Source organism: Streptomyces sp. NPDC057939 (assembly GCF_042887545.1).
GTDB lineage: Bacteria > Actinomycetota > Actinomycetes > Streptomycetales > Streptomycetaceae > Streptomyces.
The window spans coordinates 77604-96276 of the sequence record NZ_JBHVPG010000023.1 but is presented as its reverse complement, the minus strand read 5'-3'; the positions used below and the strand labels follow the sequence as shown (position 1 = coordinate 96276).

13 protein-coding genes are annotated in these 18673 nt (G+C 72.1%); 8 read left to right on the top strand and 5 right to left on the bottom strand.

What is annotated here, in order from left to right; all coding sequences use genetic code 11:
• Positions 1-143: 143 nt before the first annotated feature.
• On the top strand, positions 144-2372 hold the full coding sequence (helR, locus tag ACFVS6_RS24180) for an RNA polymerase recycling motor ATPase HelR (RefSeq protein ID WP_389706786.1): 2229 nt from the start codon (positions 144-146) through the stop codon (positions 2370-2372).
• On the opposite strand, the gene htpG is transcribed toward helR, so the two are convergent.
• From htpG to ACFVS6_RS24165, 3 genes are all read right to left on the bottom strand, one after another.
• Complete coding sequence (htpG, locus tag ACFVS6_RS24175; RefSeq protein WP_389706784.1) at positions 2369-4246, bottom strand: molecular chaperone HtpG; 1878 nt, start codon at positions 4244-4246, stop codon at positions 2369-2371. The two genes, helR and htpG, sit on opposite strands and share 4 nt — an antisense overlap.
• A complete protein-coding gene (locus ACFVS6_RS24170; RefSeq protein ID WP_389706831.1) occupies positions 4239-5693 on the bottom strand; it encodes a sensor histidine kinase in 1455 nt (484 codons plus the stop codon). Before ACFVS6_RS24170 ends, htpG begins: the two co-directional genes overlap by 8 nt.
• A gap of 154 nt (positions 5694-5847) precedes the next feature.
• A complete protein-coding gene (locus ACFVS6_RS24165; RefSeq protein WP_389706782.1) occupies positions 5848-6525 on the bottom strand; it encodes a response regulator transcription factor in 678 nt (225 codons plus the stop codon).
• Between the two features lie 136 nt (positions 6526-6661).
• On the opposite strand from ACFVS6_RS24165, the gene ACFVS6_RS24160 reads away from it, so the two are divergent.
• The 3 genes from ACFVS6_RS24160 to ACFVS6_RS24150 all read left to right on the top strand — a co-directional run bounded on the left by ACFVS6_RS24160 (position 6662) and on the right by ACFVS6_RS24150 (position 8705).
• Complete coding sequence (locus tag ACFVS6_RS24160; protein WP_389706780.1) at positions 6662-7306, top strand: hypothetical protein; 645 nt, start codon at positions 6662-6664, stop codon at positions 7304-7306.
• 131 nt (positions 7307-7437) lie between these two features.
• Positions 7438-7761 carry a divalent-cation tolerance protein CutA gene (gene cutA / locus ACFVS6_RS24155; RefSeq protein ID WP_389706778.1) on the top strand — a complete coding sequence of 108 codons (324 nt, stop codon included), beginning with the start codon at positions 7438-7440 and terminating at the stop codon, positions 7759-7761.
• Positions 7762-7970: 209 nt separating this feature from the next.
• Positions 7971-8705 carry an NPP1 family protein gene (locus ACFVS6_RS24150; protein ID WP_389706776.1) on the top strand — a complete coding sequence of 245 codons (735 nt, stop codon included), beginning with the start codon at positions 7971-7973 and terminating at the stop codon, positions 8703-8705.
• A 73-nt stretch (positions 8706-8778) separates the two neighbouring features.
• On the opposite strand, the gene ACFVS6_RS24145 is transcribed toward ACFVS6_RS24150, so the two are convergent.
• Positions 8779-9282: a cupin domain-containing protein gene (locus tag ACFVS6_RS24145; protein WP_389706774.1), complete on the bottom strand. Its 504-nt coding sequence runs from the start codon at positions 9280-9282 to the stop codon at positions 8779-8781.
• 200 nt (positions 9283-9482) lie between these two features.
• Positions 9483-10613, bottom strand: coding sequence for a glutamate--cysteine ligase (locus tag ACFVS6_RS24140; RefSeq protein WP_389706772.1), 1131 nt, complete (start codon positions 10611-10613; stop codon positions 9483-9485).
• Positions 10614-11061: 448 nt separating this feature from the next.
• Here ACFVS6_RS24140 and ACFVS6_RS24135 point away from each other — a divergent pair, with 448 nt between their 5' ends.
• The 4 genes from ACFVS6_RS24135 (at position 11062) to ACFVS6_RS24120 (ending at position 18655) form a co-directional block, all read left to right on the top strand.
• Positions 11062-12288: an MFS transporter gene (locus tag ACFVS6_RS24135; protein WP_389706770.1), complete on the top strand. Its 1227-nt coding sequence runs from the start codon at positions 11062-11064 to the stop codon at positions 12286-12288.
• 276 nt (positions 12289-12564) lie between these two features.
• On the top strand, positions 12565-16404 hold the full coding sequence (locus ACFVS6_RS24130; protein ID WP_389706768.1) for an amino acid adenylation domain-containing protein: 3840 nt from the start codon (positions 12565-12567) through the stop codon (positions 16402-16404).
• On the top strand, positions 16401-17681 hold the full coding sequence (locus ACFVS6_RS24125; protein WP_389706766.1) for an ATP-grasp domain-containing protein: 1281 nt from the start codon (positions 16401-16403) through the stop codon (positions 17679-17681). Before ACFVS6_RS24130 ends, ACFVS6_RS24125 begins: the two co-directional genes overlap by 4 nt.
• On the top strand, positions 17678-18655 hold the full coding sequence (locus tag ACFVS6_RS24120; RefSeq protein ID WP_389706765.1) for a peptidase: 978 nt from the start codon (positions 17678-17680) through the stop codon (positions 18653-18655). The genes ACFVS6_RS24125 and ACFVS6_RS24120 overlap by 4 nt, the downstream gene beginning before the upstream one ends.
• The last annotated feature ends 18 nt before the right edge of the window (positions 18656-18673 follow it).

Genomic DNA, 18673 nt, shown 5'->3' with positions numbered 1-18673 from the left:
GCTGGACGGCGTCGGGGCGCAGCCGGCGCCCGCACGCCGCCCCCGATTCCCGCCCGGACGCCCCGACGCGCCCCCGCCCCCGCATACAGAACCTCCCGCACACCGGGGTCGCCGACGACCGACCCGAGATCGGAGCCGCATCCGTGCACCCGCTGACCACCAGCGTGTTCGACCTTCCCGACCACCTTTCCGCCAAGGCCGACCCCATGTTGGTCGCCGGCGACGAGCAGCACTTCTCGGCCCTCGCGGAGAGCCTCGACTCCACGATCGCCGAGGTGTCCGAGCGACTCGACGCCGCCCGCAGGGCACCCGGAGGCCTGGGCAGGGAGGCGATGGACCGGGACGCGGAGATCCATCGACTGAGTGCCCGCCTGCGCCTGCTGCGCCGCTTCGGCCTGGACCTGTGCCTCGGCCGCATGGTCGGCGCCGAGGACGCCCGCCCCCTGTACGTCGGACGGTTCGGCCTCACCGACAGCACGGGCCGCCGGCTGCTGGTCGACTGGCGCTCCCCGGCGGCGGAGCCGTTCTTCGCCGCCACCCACGCCAACCCGATGGGCCTGACCAGCCGGCGCAGGTACCGGTGGACCGGTGGCCGGATCGGCGACTACTGGGACGAGGTGTTCACCACCGACGGCCTGGAGGGGCACGCCGCCCTCGACGACCAGTCCGCCTTCATCGCCGGCCTCGGCGCCAACCGGTCGTCCCGGATGCGGGACGTGCTCGGCACCATCCAGGCCGACCAGGACGCCATCATCCGGGCCGGCTCCCGCGGCGCCCTCGTCGTCGACGGCGGCCCCGGCACGGGAAAGACCGTCGTCGCCCTGCACCGCACCGCCCACCTCCTCCACTGCGACCCGCGGCTCGGACACCGGCGCGGCGGAGTGCTGTTCGTCGGCCCGCACCGCCCCTACCTGGCCTACGTCTCCGACGTCCTGCCCAGCCTCGGGGAGGAGGGCGTACAGACCTGCACCCTCCAGGACCTCGTGGCCGAAGGAGCCGGGGCGACGGTCGAGAGCGACCCGGAGGTGGCCCGGCTGAAGTCCTCCGCGGGCTTGGTGAAGGCCATCGAGGCAGCCGTCAGGATCTACGAGGAGCCGCCCGCCAAGGGCATGACGGTCACGACCCACTGGTCCGACATCCCGCTGACCGCCGATGACTGGGCCACGGCCTTCGACGCGGTGGAGCCGGGCACCGCGCACAACGAGGCGCGCGAGCAGATCCGCGCCGAACTGGAGACGATCCTGCTGGAGAAGCACCAGTGGGACAACGACGGCGACGAGGAGGACGTCCCGGAGGAACTGTTCCGCAGGTCGCTGCGCGCGAACCGGGAACTGGCGGCGGCCCTCGACCGTGCCTGGCCGACGCTGGAACCGGCGGAACTCGTCGCCGACCTGTGGTCGGTGCCGGCCTACCTGCGCAAGTGCGCCCCCTGGCTGAGCCGCGAAGAGGCGCACGCGCTGCAACGCGCGGACGCCCGACGCTGGACGGTGTCCGACCTGCCGCTCCTGGACGCGGCGCGGCAGCGCCTCGGCGACCCGCGGGCGTCCCTGCGCAAGCGCCGCCACGAGGCGTCCGTCGCCGCCGAGCGCGAGCGCATGGCGGGGGTCATCGACAGCGTGCTCGCCGCCGATGCCGACGGCGAGGGCGCGGTGACGATGCTGCGCGGCAGGGACCTCCAGGACAGCCTGATCGACGCGGCCGCGCTGCCCGATGCCGACCGGGACCGGCTCGCCGGGCCGTTCGCGCACATCGTCGTGGACGAGGCCCAGGAACTGACGGACGCCGAGTGGCAGATGCTGCTGCTGCGCTGCCCGTCCCGGAGCTTCACCATCGTCGGGGACCGCGCCCAGGCCGGCCACGGGTTCACGGAGTCCTGGCGGGAACGGCTGGAGCGGGTCGGGATCGATCGGATCACCGTGGCCTCCTTGAGCGTCAACTACCGCACCCCGGAAGAGGTCATGGCGGAGGCCGCGCCGGTGATCCGCGCCGCGCTCCCGGACGCCAACGTGCCGACGTCCGTCCGCAGCAGCGGCATTCCGGTCCTGCACGGATCCGTGACGGAGCGGGACGCGATCCTCGACGGCTGGCTCGCCGCGCACGCCGAAGGGGTGGCCTGCGTCATCGGGGATCCCTCGTTCCGTGCGACGTCCCGCGTCCGGTCGTTGACCCCGGCGCTGTCGAAAGGACTCGAGTTCGACCTGGTCGTCCTCGTCGACCCGCAGGACTTCGGCCCGGGCGTCGCGGGCGCGGTGGACCGCTACGTCGCGATGACCCGGGCGACCCAGCGGCTCGTGGTCCTCACCACCCCCGGGCGACGTCGGCACGACGCCGGCGGCGGCGCGGACGGGGCGTCGCGCGAAGCCGCGCGTTAGAGACGGGCGGGGTCGGGCAGGTCGCCGCCTTCGGCGAGCAGCGCGCTGCCGTACACGAGCTCGGCGATCTCCTTCAGGGCGACGTCGTCGGCGTTCGCTCCGTGCGCCGTGCGCAGCGCGGTGATCAGCGGGTGCGTGGGGTTGAGCTCCAGGATCCGCTTGACCGGAGGCATCTCCTGTCCCATCGCCCGGTACATCTTCTCCAGGGTCGGGGTCATGTCCTGGGCGTCGCCGACGACGCAGGCGGCCGAGGTCGTCAGCCGCGACGACAGACGGACCTCCTTGACCTCGTCGGACAACGCGGTCGTCAGCCAGGGCAGCAGCGCGGCGAACTCCTCGTCGCGCCTGGCCCCGGACTCGGCGTCCTCGTCCTCGCCGGTGGGCCCGCCGAGGTCGACCTGGCCCTTGGCGATCGACTGCAGCCGGTGGCCGTCGAAGGCCGGCACCCGGTCGGTCCACACCTCGTCGACGGGGTCCGTGAGGATCAGGACCTCGTACCCCTTGGCGGCGAACGCCTCCATGTGCGGAGAGTTCTCCACCGTGGTGCGGTTCTCGCCGGTCAGGTAGTAGATGGTGTCCTGGCCGTCCTGCATGCGCTCGACGTACTCGCGCAGGGTGGTGGTCGTCCCCTTGTCGTGCGTGGAGTCCGCCGACACCAGTTCCAGCAGGGCCTCGGTGTTGTCGGTGTCCTCCAGCAGCCCCTCCTTCAGGACCCGGCCGTACTGGGACCACAGTTCCGCGTAGCGACCACTGTCGTCGTTCCGCACGCCCTTGAGGGCGCCGAGGACCTTCTTCACCAGTCGCCGGCGCACGCTGCGGATCTGCCGGTCGTGCTGGAGGATCTCGCGGGAGATGTTCAGCGACAGGTCGTGGGCGTCCACCACCCCCTTGACGAAGCGCAGGTAGTTCGGCATCAGCGCTTCGCAGTCGTCCATGATGAAGACGCGCTTGACGTACAGCTGCACCCCGCGCTTGCTCTCGCGGGAGTACAGGTCGAACGGTGCCTGCGAGGGCACGAACAGCAGGGCCTCGTACTCGAAGTTGCCCTCGGCCTTCATGTGGATGGTCTCGGCCGGATCCTGCCAGTCGTGGCTGATCTGCTTGTAGAACTCGTTGTACTCGGCCTCGGTCACCTCGCTGCGCGGCCGCGCCCAGATCGCCTTCATCGAGTTCAGCGTCTCGACCTCGGACGTCGTCGCGTCATCGCCGTCGGCGCGCTCGACCGCCATCCGGATCGGCCACCGGATGAAGTCGGAGTACTGCTTGACGATCTGACGGATCTTCCACTCGGCCAGGTAGTCGGCCAGTCCGTCCTCACCGTCGGCGGGCTTCAGGTGCAAGGTCACCGAGGTGCCCACGGGCAGGCCGTCGACGGCCTCGATCTCGTAGGTGCCCTCGCCGTCGGACTCCCACCGGGTTCCCTCCTCGCCGCCTGCCCGCCGGGTGCGCAGGGTGACCCTGTCCGCGACCATGAAGGCGGAGTAGAACCCGACGCCGAACTGCCCGATCAGGTTCTGCGCCGCGGCGGGGTCGTCGGCGTCCTTGATCTTCTCCAGCAGGCCGGCCGTGCCGGACTTGGCGATCGTCCCGATGAGCTCCACGAGGTCGTCGCGGCTCATGCCGATGCCGTTGTCCCGTACGGTCAGCGTGCGGGCGTCTGGATCGGTCTCCAGCACGATGTGCAGGTCGGAGGTATCGACCCCGAGGTCGGGGTCGGTCAGTGACTCAAGCCTCAGCTTGTCCAGGGCGTCCGAGGCGTTCGAGATCAGCTCGCGAAGGAAGATGTCCTTGTTCGAGTAGATCGAGTGAATCACCAACCGGAGCAACTGGCGCGTCTCGGCCTGGAATTCGAGCGTCTCGACACTGCTACCCACTCTGGGTGCTCCCTTCGTTACGGTTGGAACGCATGATAGACGGGGTGGCGTCCGTGCCGGGCGCCACGGGCGCGGCGGGCAACCGCAGGACCAGGCGCGCGCCCCGGACGGCGTTTTCGGCCGTCAGCGTCCCACCGTGATGGGTCGACAGGTCCCGGGCGATGGCGAGGCCCAGGCCCGCCCCGCCGTGATCGCGGCTGCGCGAGTCGTCGAGGCGGGTGAAACGCTCGAAGACCCGGTCACGGTCGGCCGGCGGGATGCCCGGACCGTCGTCGGTGACCTCCAGCACGGCCGTGCGCGGTCCCGGGCCCTTCGAGGTGCGCAGGGTGACCTCCACGGATCCGTCCGCGTAACGCTGCGCGTTGTCCAAGAGGTTGGTGACGACCCGACTCAGCCACAGGGCGCTGCCGGTGATGCCCACCCCTTCCTCGAGCGACACGCGTACGGGAACCCGGTCGCCCAGCCGGGCCTCCACGGCCTCGTCCACCAGGGCGGTCAGGTCCAGTGCGACGGCGGCCACGGGCTGCGCGGCGTCGATGCGGGCGAGCAGCAGCAGGTCCGAGGCGAGGTGCTGGAGCCTTTCGACGTCCTCCAGGGCGCCACCGATGAGCTCGGGCCACAGCTCCGGGTCCCGGACGGCCAGGGCCACCTCCAACTGCGTGCGCAGGACGGTGATGGGGGAGCGCAGTTCGTGTGAGGCATCGGCGATGAACTGCCGCTGACGGGCACCGGAGGCCTCCAACCGGTCCAGGGTGGAGTTCATGGTCTCCGCGAGACGGGCGACCTCGTCGTGGGTGGCCGGTACGGGCACCCGGCGGTGCAGGTCGCGGTCGGAGATCTCGGCGACCTCGGCGCGGATCGCCTCCACGGGCCGCAGCGCGCGGCCGGTGACCCGCCACGTCACGAGGGCGACCGTGGCCAGCAGCAGGGGCATGCCGATCACGAGGGCCGCGGTGGTGGTGTCGTCGGCGGCGTCCGCGTCGCGGAGGGAGGCCCCGGCGTACACCACGGCGGGACCGCTCGGCGTATCGGTGACGACCCGGACGACCCGCTGACGGTGGTCCCCGCCCAGCGGGCGAACACGCCAGGTCTGGAAGCGGATCCCGGGTACGTCGGGGCCCGCCGAGGGGAACGCGGGGACGCCGAGGAGGTTGGGGGTGGCGAAAAGGATGCTGCCGTCGGCGCTCACCACCTGGACGAACTCGACGCCGCGGCCCGTCGGCCGGACGCGGTCGAGCCGACCGGCGGCGGCGAGCTCCGCCACGCTGTCGGCCTGCCGCCGCGCGTCGTTCTCCGCGTTGCGCAGCAGGTTGGCCTCCAGCAGGCCGAGCAGGGCGAACGAGGCCAGTGACAGGGCCGCTGCCACGACGAGGCTCGCCCCCACGGTCGCCCGGGCCCGTACGGTGGTCGGCCACAGCCGGCGCAGGGCCGGCCACCGCTCCAGCATCGCGGCGGCGGCCGCGCGCCCGGCCGCGGCCGGGCGGCCCTCCAGGAGGCGGCGACGGAGGAACGGCCCGCGCGTGCGCGCGCGGTGGAGGAGGAGGTCGCAGACCTGGCGGCGGCGCACCCGCGGGCCGTGGGGGTCGTGGGCGGGGCGAGGTTCAGCCACCGTCGGCCGCCAGCCGGTATCCGGCCCCGCGCACGGTTTCCAGCGCGGCGCGCCCGAACGCCGCGTCGATCTTCCGGCGCACGGCGCTGACGTGCACCTCGACGACGTTGGGATCGCCCTCGAAGGCGCTGTCCCAGACCTGTTCCAGGATGTCCCGCTTGGTCACCACCTCGCCCGAGCGGCGGGCCAGGCACTCCAGGACCGCGAACTCCCGCGCGGTCAGGCGTATGTCGGTGCCGTCCCGGGCGCACGACCGCCGGGCGGGGTCGATCACCAGGTCGCCGCACCGCAGCACCTGCGGGCTGCGCCTGCCCGCGCGTCGCGCGAGCGCGCGGAGCCGGGCGACGAGCACCAGGTAGGAGAACGGCTTGGACAGGAAGTCGTCGGCGCCCGTGTCAAGTGCCTCGGCCTCGTCGTACTCGCCGTCCTTCGCGGTGAGCATCAGGATCCCCGACTCGTTGCCGGCGGCGCGCAGCTTCGCGCAGACGCGATAGCCGTTCAGGCCGGGCAGCATGATGTCGAGCACGATCAGGTCGTAGTCCTGCTCGGAGGCCATCCACAGGCCCTGGAGCCCGTCGTGGGCCACGTCGACCGAAAACCCCTCGGACTGAAGTCCCCGTTGCAGGGCCACGGCCAGTCGCCGTTCGTCCTCCACCACCAGTACGCGCATGCCGAACAGGGTCTCAGGCCCGGCCCGCGGGAGGCTGAAGAGGTCTTCAGGTGGCTTCAGCAGGGCTTCAGCTTCGGCTCGGCATGCTCGGGGACCCCGCCGGGTGACGCGCCCGGTTGTCCTGAGGAGCAACAGCATGCCCGACTCGTCGATCCCCCCGTCCGCTCAGCCCGAGCCGGCCGCGCAGCCCGGCCCGTCCGCGCCGCCCCAGGACGGCACACCGGCCCCCGGCCCCCGCGGGCGGGCGGCACTGGGCCGGCTGGTGCCCCGGAGCAACGGCGCCCGATGGGGTGCGCTCGGCGCCGCGGTGGTGCTCGTCGCCGGGGGAGTGGCGGTCCTCGCCGCGGCCGAGCACCACCACGACCGGGACGATCGACCGCGCTTCGCGCGGATCGCACCGGGCGTCCACGGTCCGGGGGAGCACCGCGCCGAAGCCGTGCCCGGGCACGACGGAGACCAGGCGGGCCCCGGGGAACACAGAGCGCTCGGCGGCCCGGAGGGCCGGGGCGCGGGCGGTGGCGGCCCCGAGCGTCGGGGCACGGGCGGTGGTCCCGTCCAGGCCGCTCCGGCGCCACTGCCCTCCCTGGCCATCGGTGACGCGGCCGGCAAGGCCGCCGCGGCGGTCACCGGCGGAAAGGTGGAGAGCCTCCGTGCGGTCGCCCAGGAGGGCGGAGGCAGCGCATGGCTGGCCGTGGTCCTCGGCCCCGACGGCGTCCGACACGCCGTCACGGTGTCAGGCACGGACGGAACGGTCACCGGCAACACCCCCGTGGCCCGATAGGCCGTCGGGCCGAAGGCCCCGGTCGCGGCAGGCACGGACGGCCGCGACCGGGGCCGCCGGAACCCGCGACGGCCCGCCCCACCCCACGCGCGGTGGATAGGGTCGGCGGCACCCGACGGAGGAGGACCGGAGTGACGAGCATCGTCATCGCACAGACGACCGTGGACGACGAGGAGAAGGCGTACGACATCGCGCGGGCCGCGGTGGAGGCCCGCCTGGCGGCCGGCGCGCACGTGGACGCGCGGATGACCACCTTCTACTGGTGGAAGGGCGAGGTGCGGCACGAGCGGGAGTACCGGGTCTCCTTCCAGACGACCGACGAGAAGGTCGCCGAGCTGGAGGCGTGGGTGCACGCGCGCCACCCGTACGAGGTGCCGCAGTGGATTGCGCTGACCCCGGCGCACGCCTCGCAGGAGTACCTGGCGTGGGCCGTGAAGGAGACCACGGAGAGCTGAACCGGCGGTGCGGGGAACGGTGCGGTGTGTCAACTCCGTCCGGATGAAGGCAAGTTCGTGGCATCCGAACCCTTGTCGGATGGGGTTCCGTGGCCAATGATGCTGCGGGCGTCCGGATTTCGGCACGGGCCGGACCCCGCACGCACACCCGCACCCGGCCGGCCAGGAGGCGTACCTTGCGGACGTACCGTCGTACGCGGAGATCGTTCGTGGTCGCCGGAGCGGCCCTCGCCCTCGTCATCGGGGTTTCCCAGCCGGCCTTCGCCGCGCCGCCGCCGGCCCTGCCCGTCAACGCCGAAGCGATCGAGTTGACCTACCAACCGGCCTACGACTACGACACCGACGGTTGCTACCCGACACCCGCCATCGGTTCGACCGGCGTGCTGAACGGTGGCCTCAACCCGACCGGCGCCCTCAACGGGAACTGCCGGGACGCCTCGGACCTCGACAACACCAACGGCTACTCCCGATCGACCTGCAACAACGGTTGGTGCGCCGTGGTGTACGCGCTGTACTTCGAGAAGGACCAGGCGATACCCGGCATCAGCCTCGGCGGGCACCGTCACGACTGGGAACACGTGGTGGTGTGGATCCAGGGCAACGAGGCCAAGTACGTGGCGACCTCGGCCCACGGCGACTTCGTCGTCCACGCGCGCGACCGGATCCGCTGGGAGGGAAGCCACCCCAAGATCGTCTACCACAAGGACGGTCTCGGCACCCACTGCTTCCGCGCGGCGAACACCAACGACGAACCGCCCGAGAACCACAAGCACACCTGGCAGTACCCGGCGCTCGTCGGGTGGAACGGATATCCGTCCGGCGTGCGCGACAAGTTGACCCGGGCCGACTTCGGCAGCGCGCACTTCGGTCTGAAGGACGGCTCCTTCGCCTCCCACCTGGCCGAGGCCAAGCCGGCCGGCATCCCCTTCGACCCCTACCTCTGACGTCGAGCGGGCGGGACGCGCGCCGGAAATCCCGGCGCGTCCCGCACCCCCGGCACGTCCCGCACCCCCGCCGTCACCGCTCCGAAGGGGTCCGGCAGTAGCGGTGTACGAGCTCGGCGTGGTCGGGGAAGAGGCGCAGCATGTCGCCGGTCCGGCCGAGGGTCATGTCGGCGTAGTCGAAACCGGGGGCGACGGCTTCGCTGATCAGGGCGTGGTCCCCGGCGGTGAGGTGGGACGCCTTCCAGACGCCCCCGGGGACCGCGAGGGTCAGGGAATGCCCCCGGCCCGGGTCCTGACCCAGGACGGCGGTGGTGTGCCGGCCGTCCGGGTGGATCAGGTGGTAGGTGACCGGCTCGCCGTGGTGGTGGAAGTGCAGTATGTCGGACTCGTTGAGGTGCCAGTGCCCGACGGGCGACCAGTGGGTGAGCAGGTAGTGGATCGAGGTCAGGGTGTGCCGCTCCCCGCGGGCCGTCGGCGTCCGTGGGCGGTGGTCGGCCTGGAAGGTGCGCCGGAAGTACCCTCCCTCCACGTGCTCCTCCAGGCCGAGGGTGTTGATCCAGTCATGTGCGGTGGGCACGCGGCCTCCATCGGTCGGTGGGCCTCCTGGGCCGTCTCCTTCGGACCCGACCGACAAGATCCGGGGGAGACGGTCCCGACCGCGTCCGGCGGTGCGGGGCCGGGGCCCGTCGGACGAACCCTACGGGGCGCGGTCGCGCGCGCAGCGGCCCACGACCGCCCGGGGTGGTCGCGCCTGCGTGATCCCGGAGCCCCGGCGGCTCAGCCGGCGTCCCCCGTCGTGACGAGCGCGCAATGCCGCACCACCTCCGCCAGGCTGCCCGTCGAGCGCAGCAGGGAGCGTTGGACGCGCGCCCCGTTGCCGCGTTCCAGGAGTTCGGCGATGCCCGCCCGGACGAGCCCGTCGTCGCCGAGGTCGACGAGTGCGTCGCGGACGTGGTCGTGGAGGGCTTCGACCACGGCCTCCGGCGCGGCTTCCCGCATGGTCTCCGGGTGGAGCAGGGGCCCGTCGAGTCCGGACCGGCCGGCCCGCCACGAGGCCAGCCGCAGCAGGCTGGTGCTGATCCGCGCGGGAGGCTCCCCGGCCCGCCAGGCACGGGCGGCGGTCTCCACCAGTCCCCGGGCCAGTGCGGCGAGGAGCACCGGGGTCCCGGCGTGCAGGGCGACGTCCGCGACCCTGATCTCCACGGTCGGGTACGAGGCCGACAGTCGGGCGTCGAAGTAGATCATCGCGGTGTCGCGGAGGACGCCCGTCCCGACCATGGCGCCCACCTCCTCGTGATAGCGGTCCGCCGAGCCGAACACGTCCACCGGGCCCGCCGACGGCAGCCGGTTCCACACCCGGCTGCGGTAGCTCGCGTACAGGCTGTCCTCGCCCTGCCAGAACGGCGAGTTCGCGCTCATGGCGGTGAGGACGGGCAGCCACGGCCGAATGCGGTCCAGTACGGCCACCCCCTCCTCGTCCGACTCCACCGACACGTGCACGTGGCAGCCGCAGGTCAGTTGCTCCTGCGCCGTCAGTCCGAACTGACGCTCCACCCATTCGTAACGAGGGCCGGTGCTGATGGACGGACGTACGGCCAGCGGGGAGGTGCCCACCGCCACGACGAGCCCACCGGCCGTGGCGGCGTGCCGCGCCGCCTCCCCGCGCCAGCGGACGATCTCCTCCTGGAGTTCGCCCATCTCCGTCACCGGTTTGGTGGCGAACTCGACCTGCTCCTCCTGGAGCTCCGCCTCGAAGGTGTGACCCTCCGCTCCGTCCGTACCGCCCTTGCCGCCGGCGGGCGCGCACGCGCGGTCGGCGGCGGCCAGCACCGCCTCCGCGAGGGCCAGGGCCTCACCGCTGTCGGCATCGACCAGAAGCAGTTCCTCTTCCACACCCACGCTGCGCATACGACCGCCTGTCTCGTCATGAACCGAACCGATCCCCGCCTGCCCCGCCCACGGCCCGGTATACCCGGCCGGCGGCCCCCGGTTCGTCGACCCGTCCGCGACGGGTGGCGAGCGCGTCGACGGTTCCGCGCCGCCCCGCCCCCTGCTACCGGCGAGTAGTTCGGACGTTCGCGACATTGCTCCGGATGATTTCACCAAGAATTTACTGCCCTCGCGGGGCGGTATTGGTGTGTGACGAGCGCCACAGGTTATTCCCTGGACGGGTCGCATCGGCACTGTCTCTAATAGGTCTTCGTGTCCGGCCGACGATCTTGGCCGGGTATCTACGGGGGAAATTCCCGAATCTTGTCGTTGGCAATGGTGCTGAACGAGAGGTCGGAGCGGTGTCAGTGATCCTGGCGGTCGAGAAATGGTCCGGACAATTCAATCCGAGTGACGCGGTACGGCAATGCTGAACCAGTTGCTCCCGAAGCGCGGCCCCGCCCGCACACTCACCGGCATCACGCTGGTGCATACCTTAGGACAAGGCCTTTGGATGGCGTTGAACGCCATCTATGCCGTGTCCGTCCTGAAGCTCTCACCCGGACAGTTCGGCATCGGGGTCGGCGTCGCCGCGGGCGTCGCGCTCGCCCTGAGCACCCCCAGCGGGCACCTGGCCGACCGGATCGGCCCCCGGGCCGTGCAGATCTGGTCCTTCCTCGCCCTCGGGCCGCTCACCGCCTCCCTGCTGGTCGTCGACGGGTTCCGCCAGTACCTGCTGGTGCTGTCCCTGCAGGCCGTCGCGTACAGCGCCAGCCGCAGCGCCCGGATGGCCATGGTCGCCGGACTGGTCCCGCCCGAGGACCGGGTCACCGTCCGCGCCCACCTGCGGGCCACCAGCAACGTCAGCGTCTCCGTCGGTGCCGCCCTCGCCGGTCTGGCGCTCGTGGTCGACACGCCCGCCGCCTACCGGGCCGCCGTCGTGCTCAACGCCACCACGTACCTGATCACCGGCCTGCTCACGCTGCTGCTCCCGGCCGTGCCGCCACAGCCGGCCAGGCCCGGGCCCGCCCTGATCGTGCTGCGCGACAGACCCTTCCTCACCTTCGTCGTGCTGGACGGCCTGCTCTCCATGCACAACCTGCTGCTGGACGTGGTCCTCCCGCTCTGGGTGCTCCACCACACCGGCGCGCCCCGCTGGATGATCGCCGCCATCCTCATCACCAACACCGTCGCGGTCGTCCTGCTCCAGGTGAGGGCCGCGCGCGGAACCGACGAACCGATCGCCGCGGCCCGCGCGTCCCGGGCCGGATCGCTCTGCCTCGGCGTGGCCTGCGTGATCTTCGCCCTCACCGAGGGCGCCTCCGCGGCCGTCGCCTGCGCCCTCCTCGTCGCCGGTGCGCTGGCCCACGTCCTCGGCGAGATCCGACAGTCCGCCGGCAGTTGGGGCATGTCCTTCGGCCTCGCGCCCGAACACGCCCAAGGGCAGTACCAGGGCACGGCCGCGATGGGCGCCGACCTCGGCAAGATGATCGCGCCCGCCGTGCTCACCTGGCTGGCCATCGAACACGGCGCCGTCGGGTGGCTCGTCATGGCCGTCGGGTTCGCCGCGGTCGGTGCCCTGATGCCACCGGTGGCGCGCTGGGCCGACCGGAGCAGACATTCCGAGCGCACGCGCGAACCCTCCACCCCCTGACCGGCACCCGCTGCGCTTTTCCGGTCATTCGCCGTCATTTCCTCCAGTCACCTCGCCATCACGTCATTGCGTCATTCTTCCATTCCGCCATTCAACAATTCCGTGTCGCGCGCGTCCTCCGGGCCCCGGGTTCCATCGGCGTGCGCACATTCCAGAAGGCCTGCGTGCCCCGTCCGGACGCTTTCCCGTGCACCGCACCGTCCGGGAAAGCCGGTCCGTCGCGCCCGCAGAACCGAAAAGCGCCATCGAACGAGGGGAATCACGTCCGTGGGCGAAATGCCTGCCGCCACATCCATCGCGCCCGAAGAGATGACGAAAGCCGTTCCGGCCCTCCAGCTCCCCGTTCGGGACACCGGTGGTCGCGCATCGGAGTCACCGGCCGCGCACTCCTGGACCGACCACGCCTTCCAGCCGCTGAGCGAGTTCGTCGGGGCGAGGGGACTTGAGCCCGATGACCTGTTCAACGCCGCGTTCACCGTGCTGCTGCACCGCTACAGCGGCCAGGACGACCTCGTCCTGGCCCGCGCCGGCGGGCCGGCGGACCCCGACCGGGTCCACCCCGTGGCCGTCCGCTCCCGGATCGGGGACGACGTCACCTTCGCCACCCTGACGGCCGCGCTCTCCGCCCGCCACCGCGCCGCGGCCCGGAACCCCGAGCACGCCGACGTACCCGCCGACCTCGGCACCGGACTGCGCGTGGGCTTCGTCGGCCGCGACACCCCGGCCCGGGCCGCGGCGGCGCCCGCCCGCCCCGACGGCCTCGACCTCCTCCTGGAGGTCGAACACGCCCCCGACACCGTCCGCTTCACCCTGACCTACGACGGCGCCCTGTTCACCGAGGCGTTCGTCTCCCGCATGGCCGCCAACTACCGGACCCTCCTGCTCGACGCCTGCCGTCGCCCCACCGCTCCCGTGGGCGACCTGACCGTGCTCTCGGAGGCCGAGACGCGTCACCTGCTCACGGAGCTCGGCGTCGCCGCCCGCGCCCACCTGGACGACACCACGCTCCACGCGCACGTCGAGGCCCAGGCGGCCCGCACCCCGCAGGCCCCGGCCGTGGAGTGGCGGGGCACCACCCTGACCTACCGCGAGCTCGACGAGCAGGCCAACCGGATCGCCCGCGCCCTCCTGGCGCACGGCATCACCCCCGGCTCACGCGTCGGCGTCTCCGTCACCCGCACCCACCGCACCGTCTGCCTCCTCCTCGCCGTCCACAAGGCCGGCTGCGCCTACGTCCCCCTGGACCCGGCCTACCCCGCGGACCGGCTCGGCGGTATCGCCGCGACCGCCGACATGGCCGCCGTCGTCCTTGAGGACGCCCCCGGCGCCGCGGCCTGGCTCGACGCCGTGCCCGCGACCGCTCTGCCCTGGCACGAACTGTGGGAGAAGGCCGGCGCCGAACGACCCGACCCGCCGGAGGTCGAGGTGGACCCGGCCGCCACCACCCACCTGATCTACACCTCCGGCTCGACCGGCCTGCCCAAGGGCGTCGTCATCGGCCACCGCAACGTGGCCGCGCTGCTCGCCTGGGTCCGCGACACCTACCGGCCCGCGGAACTGGCCCGGGTGCTCTTCGCCACCTCCCTCAACTTCGACCTCTCGGTGTTCGAGCTGTGGGCCCCCCTCACCACCGGCGGGACCGTCGTCGTCGTGGACAACGTCCTCGCCCTCACCGAGGACGACACCCTGCGACCGAGCCTGGTCAACACCGTGCCCAGCGCCCTGAACGTACTGCTCCAGCGGTCGGCCGTACCCGCCTGCACCACGGTCCTCAACGTGGCCGGTGAACCCCTCGCGAAGGAACTCGTCAACGCCGCCTTCGCGACCACCGGCGTCGAACGGCTCTTCAACCTCTACGGGCCGTCCGAGGACACCACGTACTCCACCTGGAAGTGCTTCACCGGCCCCGTCACCGACAGCCCGACCATCGGCGTACCCGTCCACAACACGGTGGCCCACCTGCTCGACGCACGCGGACGGTTGGTGCCCCGGGGCGTCGTCGGCGAACTCCACCTCGGCGGGGACGGCCTCGCCGGCGGCTACATCAACGACCCCGAGCGCACCGCCGACGTGTTCGTCGCCGCCCCGCCGCCCCTGCCGTCCGGCACCCTCTACCGCACCGGCGACCTGGCCCGCTGGACCGAGGACGGCGAACTGCGCTTCATGGGCCGCAAGGACAATCAGGTCAAGGTCCGCGGCTTCCGCATCGAACTCGGCGAGATCGAGGCCGTGCTCCGGGAGGCGGTCGGCCTCAAGGACGTCGCGGCCCTCGCCGTCCGCACGGACGGCGACACGCGACTGGTCTGCTGGGTCGGCCTCGAAGGCGCCGACGTCCCCGTCGAGGCCATGGCCGACCACCTGCGCCGCAAGCTGCCGCACTACATGCAGCCCGCCAGGATCCTCGTCGAGGAACGGCTCCCACAACTGCCCAACGGCAAGGTCGACCGCAAGGCCCTCGCCGCCCGCGACGTCGACCGGAGCGGCCCCGCCGGCGACGACCGCGCCTTCACCACCGACGATCCCGACGAGGCCGTCGTCGCCGCCGTCTGGACCGACCTGCTCGGCGTCGCCCAACTCGGCCCCGACCGCGACTTCTTCTCCGTCGGCGGACACTCGCTGCTGGCCAACCTGCTCGCCGCCCGGCTCGGCGACGCCGCCGGCCGCCCCGTCCGCGTCGCCGAGATCTACGAACACCGCACCCTGACGGCCCAGGCGCGGCTGCTGCGCCGCAAGCGCGAACAGGCACCCGCCGCCACCCACGGGGCAGGAACCGATGCCCGACTGGACGCCGTCGCCGAGACCCTCCACGCCTCCGGCCGCGGCCACGGCGTGCCGGGAGCCGCCGCGGCCGTGTACGTCGACGGCACGCTCCGGCTCGTCCACCACGGCGTCGACGACGTCGAGACCGGCGCCCCGCGCGACGAGACCTCCCGCCAGCGCGTCACCTGCATCACCAAGCCGATGCTGGCCTTCACCGCGCTCCGACTCGTCGACAGGGGCCTGGTAGACCTCGACGAGCCCCTCACCACCCTGCTGCCGCACGCGTTCCGGCGCAGCGACGGCCGCACCGTCGAGGTGTCGCTGCGCCAACTCCTCTCGCACACCAGCGGCATCGACGACTCCTACGAGGTCTGGCACGACACCGACCTCCCCGACCTCGACCGCTACCTCGACACCTTCTCCGGCTACGGACAGCTCTTCGAACCGGGCGAGGTCTTCGCGTACTCCGCCTGCGGCACCTCCATCGTCGCCGCGCTCATCGAAAAGCTCCTCGGCATCCCCTGGCGCCGCGCCGTCAACGAGCTCATGCTCACCCCCCTCGGCATCAAGGAGATCCCCGAGACCATCACCGAGGGCGGCCACTACGGGGACACCGTCTCGGCCGGCTACCTGTGGAGCGAGAGCGAACAGCGCTACGTCCGCCACGACCCGCCGCCCCAGACCATCGCCGACGACGCGGCCGGTTCCTTCTCCGTCTGCCTCACCCTCGACGAACTCGCGAAGATCGCCTTCCTCGCCCTCCACGACGGCGTCGCCCCCGGCGGCGAGCGACTGCTCTCCGCCGACCTCGCCGAACAGATGCGCACCCCGCAGATCGACGTCCCCGGACACCACTTCATGCACGCCTGGGGCCTGGGCTGGCTGATGTTCGGACCGACCGCCTTCGGCTTCAACTCCAACGGCAGCGGCCACCACAACTTCATCCAGATCTTCCCCGAGCAGCGCACCTTCCTGCTCCTCCTGGCCAACGCCTACCCCGCCTTCGGCCTGTACGAGGACCTCCTGCGCGCCCTGACCGGCGAGGGCCTCATCCGCACCGGCCGCCCCTTCGACATGGACCTCGACGCCTGCGCCGGCCAGTACGACTCCGACGGCTACCGGCTGACCGTCCTGCGGGGCCGCGAGCACCTCGGCTACGAGTACTCCGAGCGCGGCCACGACGGGACGTGGCAGCGCCTCGACGAGGGCGACCTCGTCCTCTCCGGCGCCGGCGGCTTCAGCTCCATGTCGAGGAAGAACGTCCTCGCAGGCTCCATCTCCTTCATCCCCGCACCCGGAACCCGCCTCCCGGCATTCGTGCGGATCGGCCAGCGGTTCGCCAGGAAGGTCCGATGACAACGCCCCGCACCACCCCGAAGCACGTCCTCTTCGTCACCTGGAAGACCGGCAACGCGGCGGCGTTCGAGGCGGCCAAACGGCTCGGCCACGAGGTCACCCTCATCCGCTCGCTGCGCATGGAGAAGTCCCAGAACATCGACTTCGACGCCTCGCCCTACGGCGCCTTCGTCGACTCCGTCCACGTCCTCGACGACGCCACCGAGCACGAGGCCCTGCGGTCCTGCGTCCTCGACGTCCACCGCCGTCGGCCCGTCGACGGGTTCGTCGCCACCGTCGACGCGCTCGTCGTGCCGGTCGCCGAGATCGCCGAGGAGATCGGCGTCCCCTTCACCGCCGCGAGCGGCGCACGGGCGGCCAAACTGAAGCACCGCTGCCGCGAGGTCCTCGCCGCCGCCGGCGTCGACACCACCCGGCACGCCGTCGTCACCGACTTCGACGGGGCCGCCGCCCTCACCGCCACCACCGGGTACCCCGTCGTCGTCAAACCCGCCCGCGGCTCCGCCAGCGAGGGGGCTCACGTCGTACCCGACGAGAGGGCGCTGCGCGAGGTCCTCGCCCGGGCCGTCGCCGACGACGTCACCTACGAGGCGGGCATCCTCGTCGAGGAGTACCTGACCGGCCGCTTCGTCTCCGCCGAGATCGGACTCTCGCACGGCCGCTTCCTACGGCTGGCCGTCAGCGAACGCTCGACCTGGCACCGTCACGAGGCCCTGGAGACCGGCACCACCATCCCGGCCGCCCTCTCCACCGAGGACCGGACGGCCGTCATGGACTTCGCGGAGGCCGTCGTCGGCGCCCTGGACCTGCGCCTCGGGATCTTCCACGTCGAGATCATGCTCGGCGCCGACGGTCGCCCCCGGCTCATCGAACTCAACCCGCGCATCATGGGCTCCTGCCTGCCGAACCTCTACCGGCTCGCCGGCGGCGGGGACATCTTCGAACTGCTGGTCCGCGTCCACCTCGACGAGGAGATCGAACCCCGCACCCCCACCTTCGACCGGTACGCGACCGTCCGCTGGTTCGGCGCCGCGGACCCCGCCCCCCGCCCCGAAAGCGTGCCCGCCCTGGAATGGGCCGCCGCGGAGTACGGGGACTCCCTGCACGCGCTGACGGTCCGCTTCCCGGACGGTGACGTGCTGCCCGCCTGCCGGGGCAACCTCGGCAACTTCGGCGAGGTACAGGTCGTCCACGCCGACCACACGACATCGATCGGGATCGCGGAGCGGATCGTCGGACGGACGGCGGAACTGCTCGGCTTCGAGGTGACGGGATGACCATGACGACGCCCACCACGGCCCCTGCCGCGCCCCCGGCGCAGCACGCGCCCACCCGGCCCTTCTTCGCCGAGACCAGGGCCCAGCTCGCCGGCCTGGGACTGCCGGACGCCGACCCCGCCGCGACCGAGAGCTCGGGCAAGACCTTCGCCGACGGCTGCCACTTCCGCGTCGAGGTGCCCACCGTCAACTCCGTACAGGCCGCCGAAACGCTCCTGTCGCAGAGCAGACGCCGCGGCTTCACCATCAACCGCATCACCGAGACCCGCGGCATGTACCGCCACACCGCCCGGGAGATCGGCGAGTACGTCGCCCTCGGCAGGGAGTACGGGGCCGAGATCCTCATGTCGGTCGGCCCCCGCGCCAGCTACGACACCGGTGGCAGCGTCCAGACCCCCGAGGGCGTCCGGATCGGCTACCGACTGCGCGGCCAGGAGCAGATGGTACGGGCCGTCGAGGACGTCAAACGCGGTCTCGAACTCGGCGTGCGCGGCTTCGTCGTCTACGACGAGGGCCTGCTGTGGGTGCTGAACCGGCTGCGCACCGCCGGAGAACTCCCCGCGGACATCCACCTCAAGGTCTCCGCCCACTGCGGCCACGGCAACGCGGCCTCCGCGCAGATGCTGGAGATGCTCGGCGCCGACAGCTTCAACCCCGTCCGCGACCTGACCCTGCCCATGATCGCGGCGCTGCGCCAGGCGGTGTCCATCCCGCTCGACTGCCACGTCGACAACCCCCGGATGTCCGGCGGCTTCGTCCGCACCTACGAGGCACCCGAGTTCGTCCGCGTGGCCGCGCCGATCTACCTCAAGACCGGCAACAGCGCACTGGAGGGGCACGGCGTCAGCCCCACCCTCAACCAGCTCGACGACATCCTCCGCCAGGTCGAGATCGTCACCGAGTTCCTCGACCGCCACCACCCCGAGGCCCGCCAGAGCCCGTCCGGCCACCACCTGACACCCGTCGGCCCCTGAGCCCGGCCGGTCAGCACA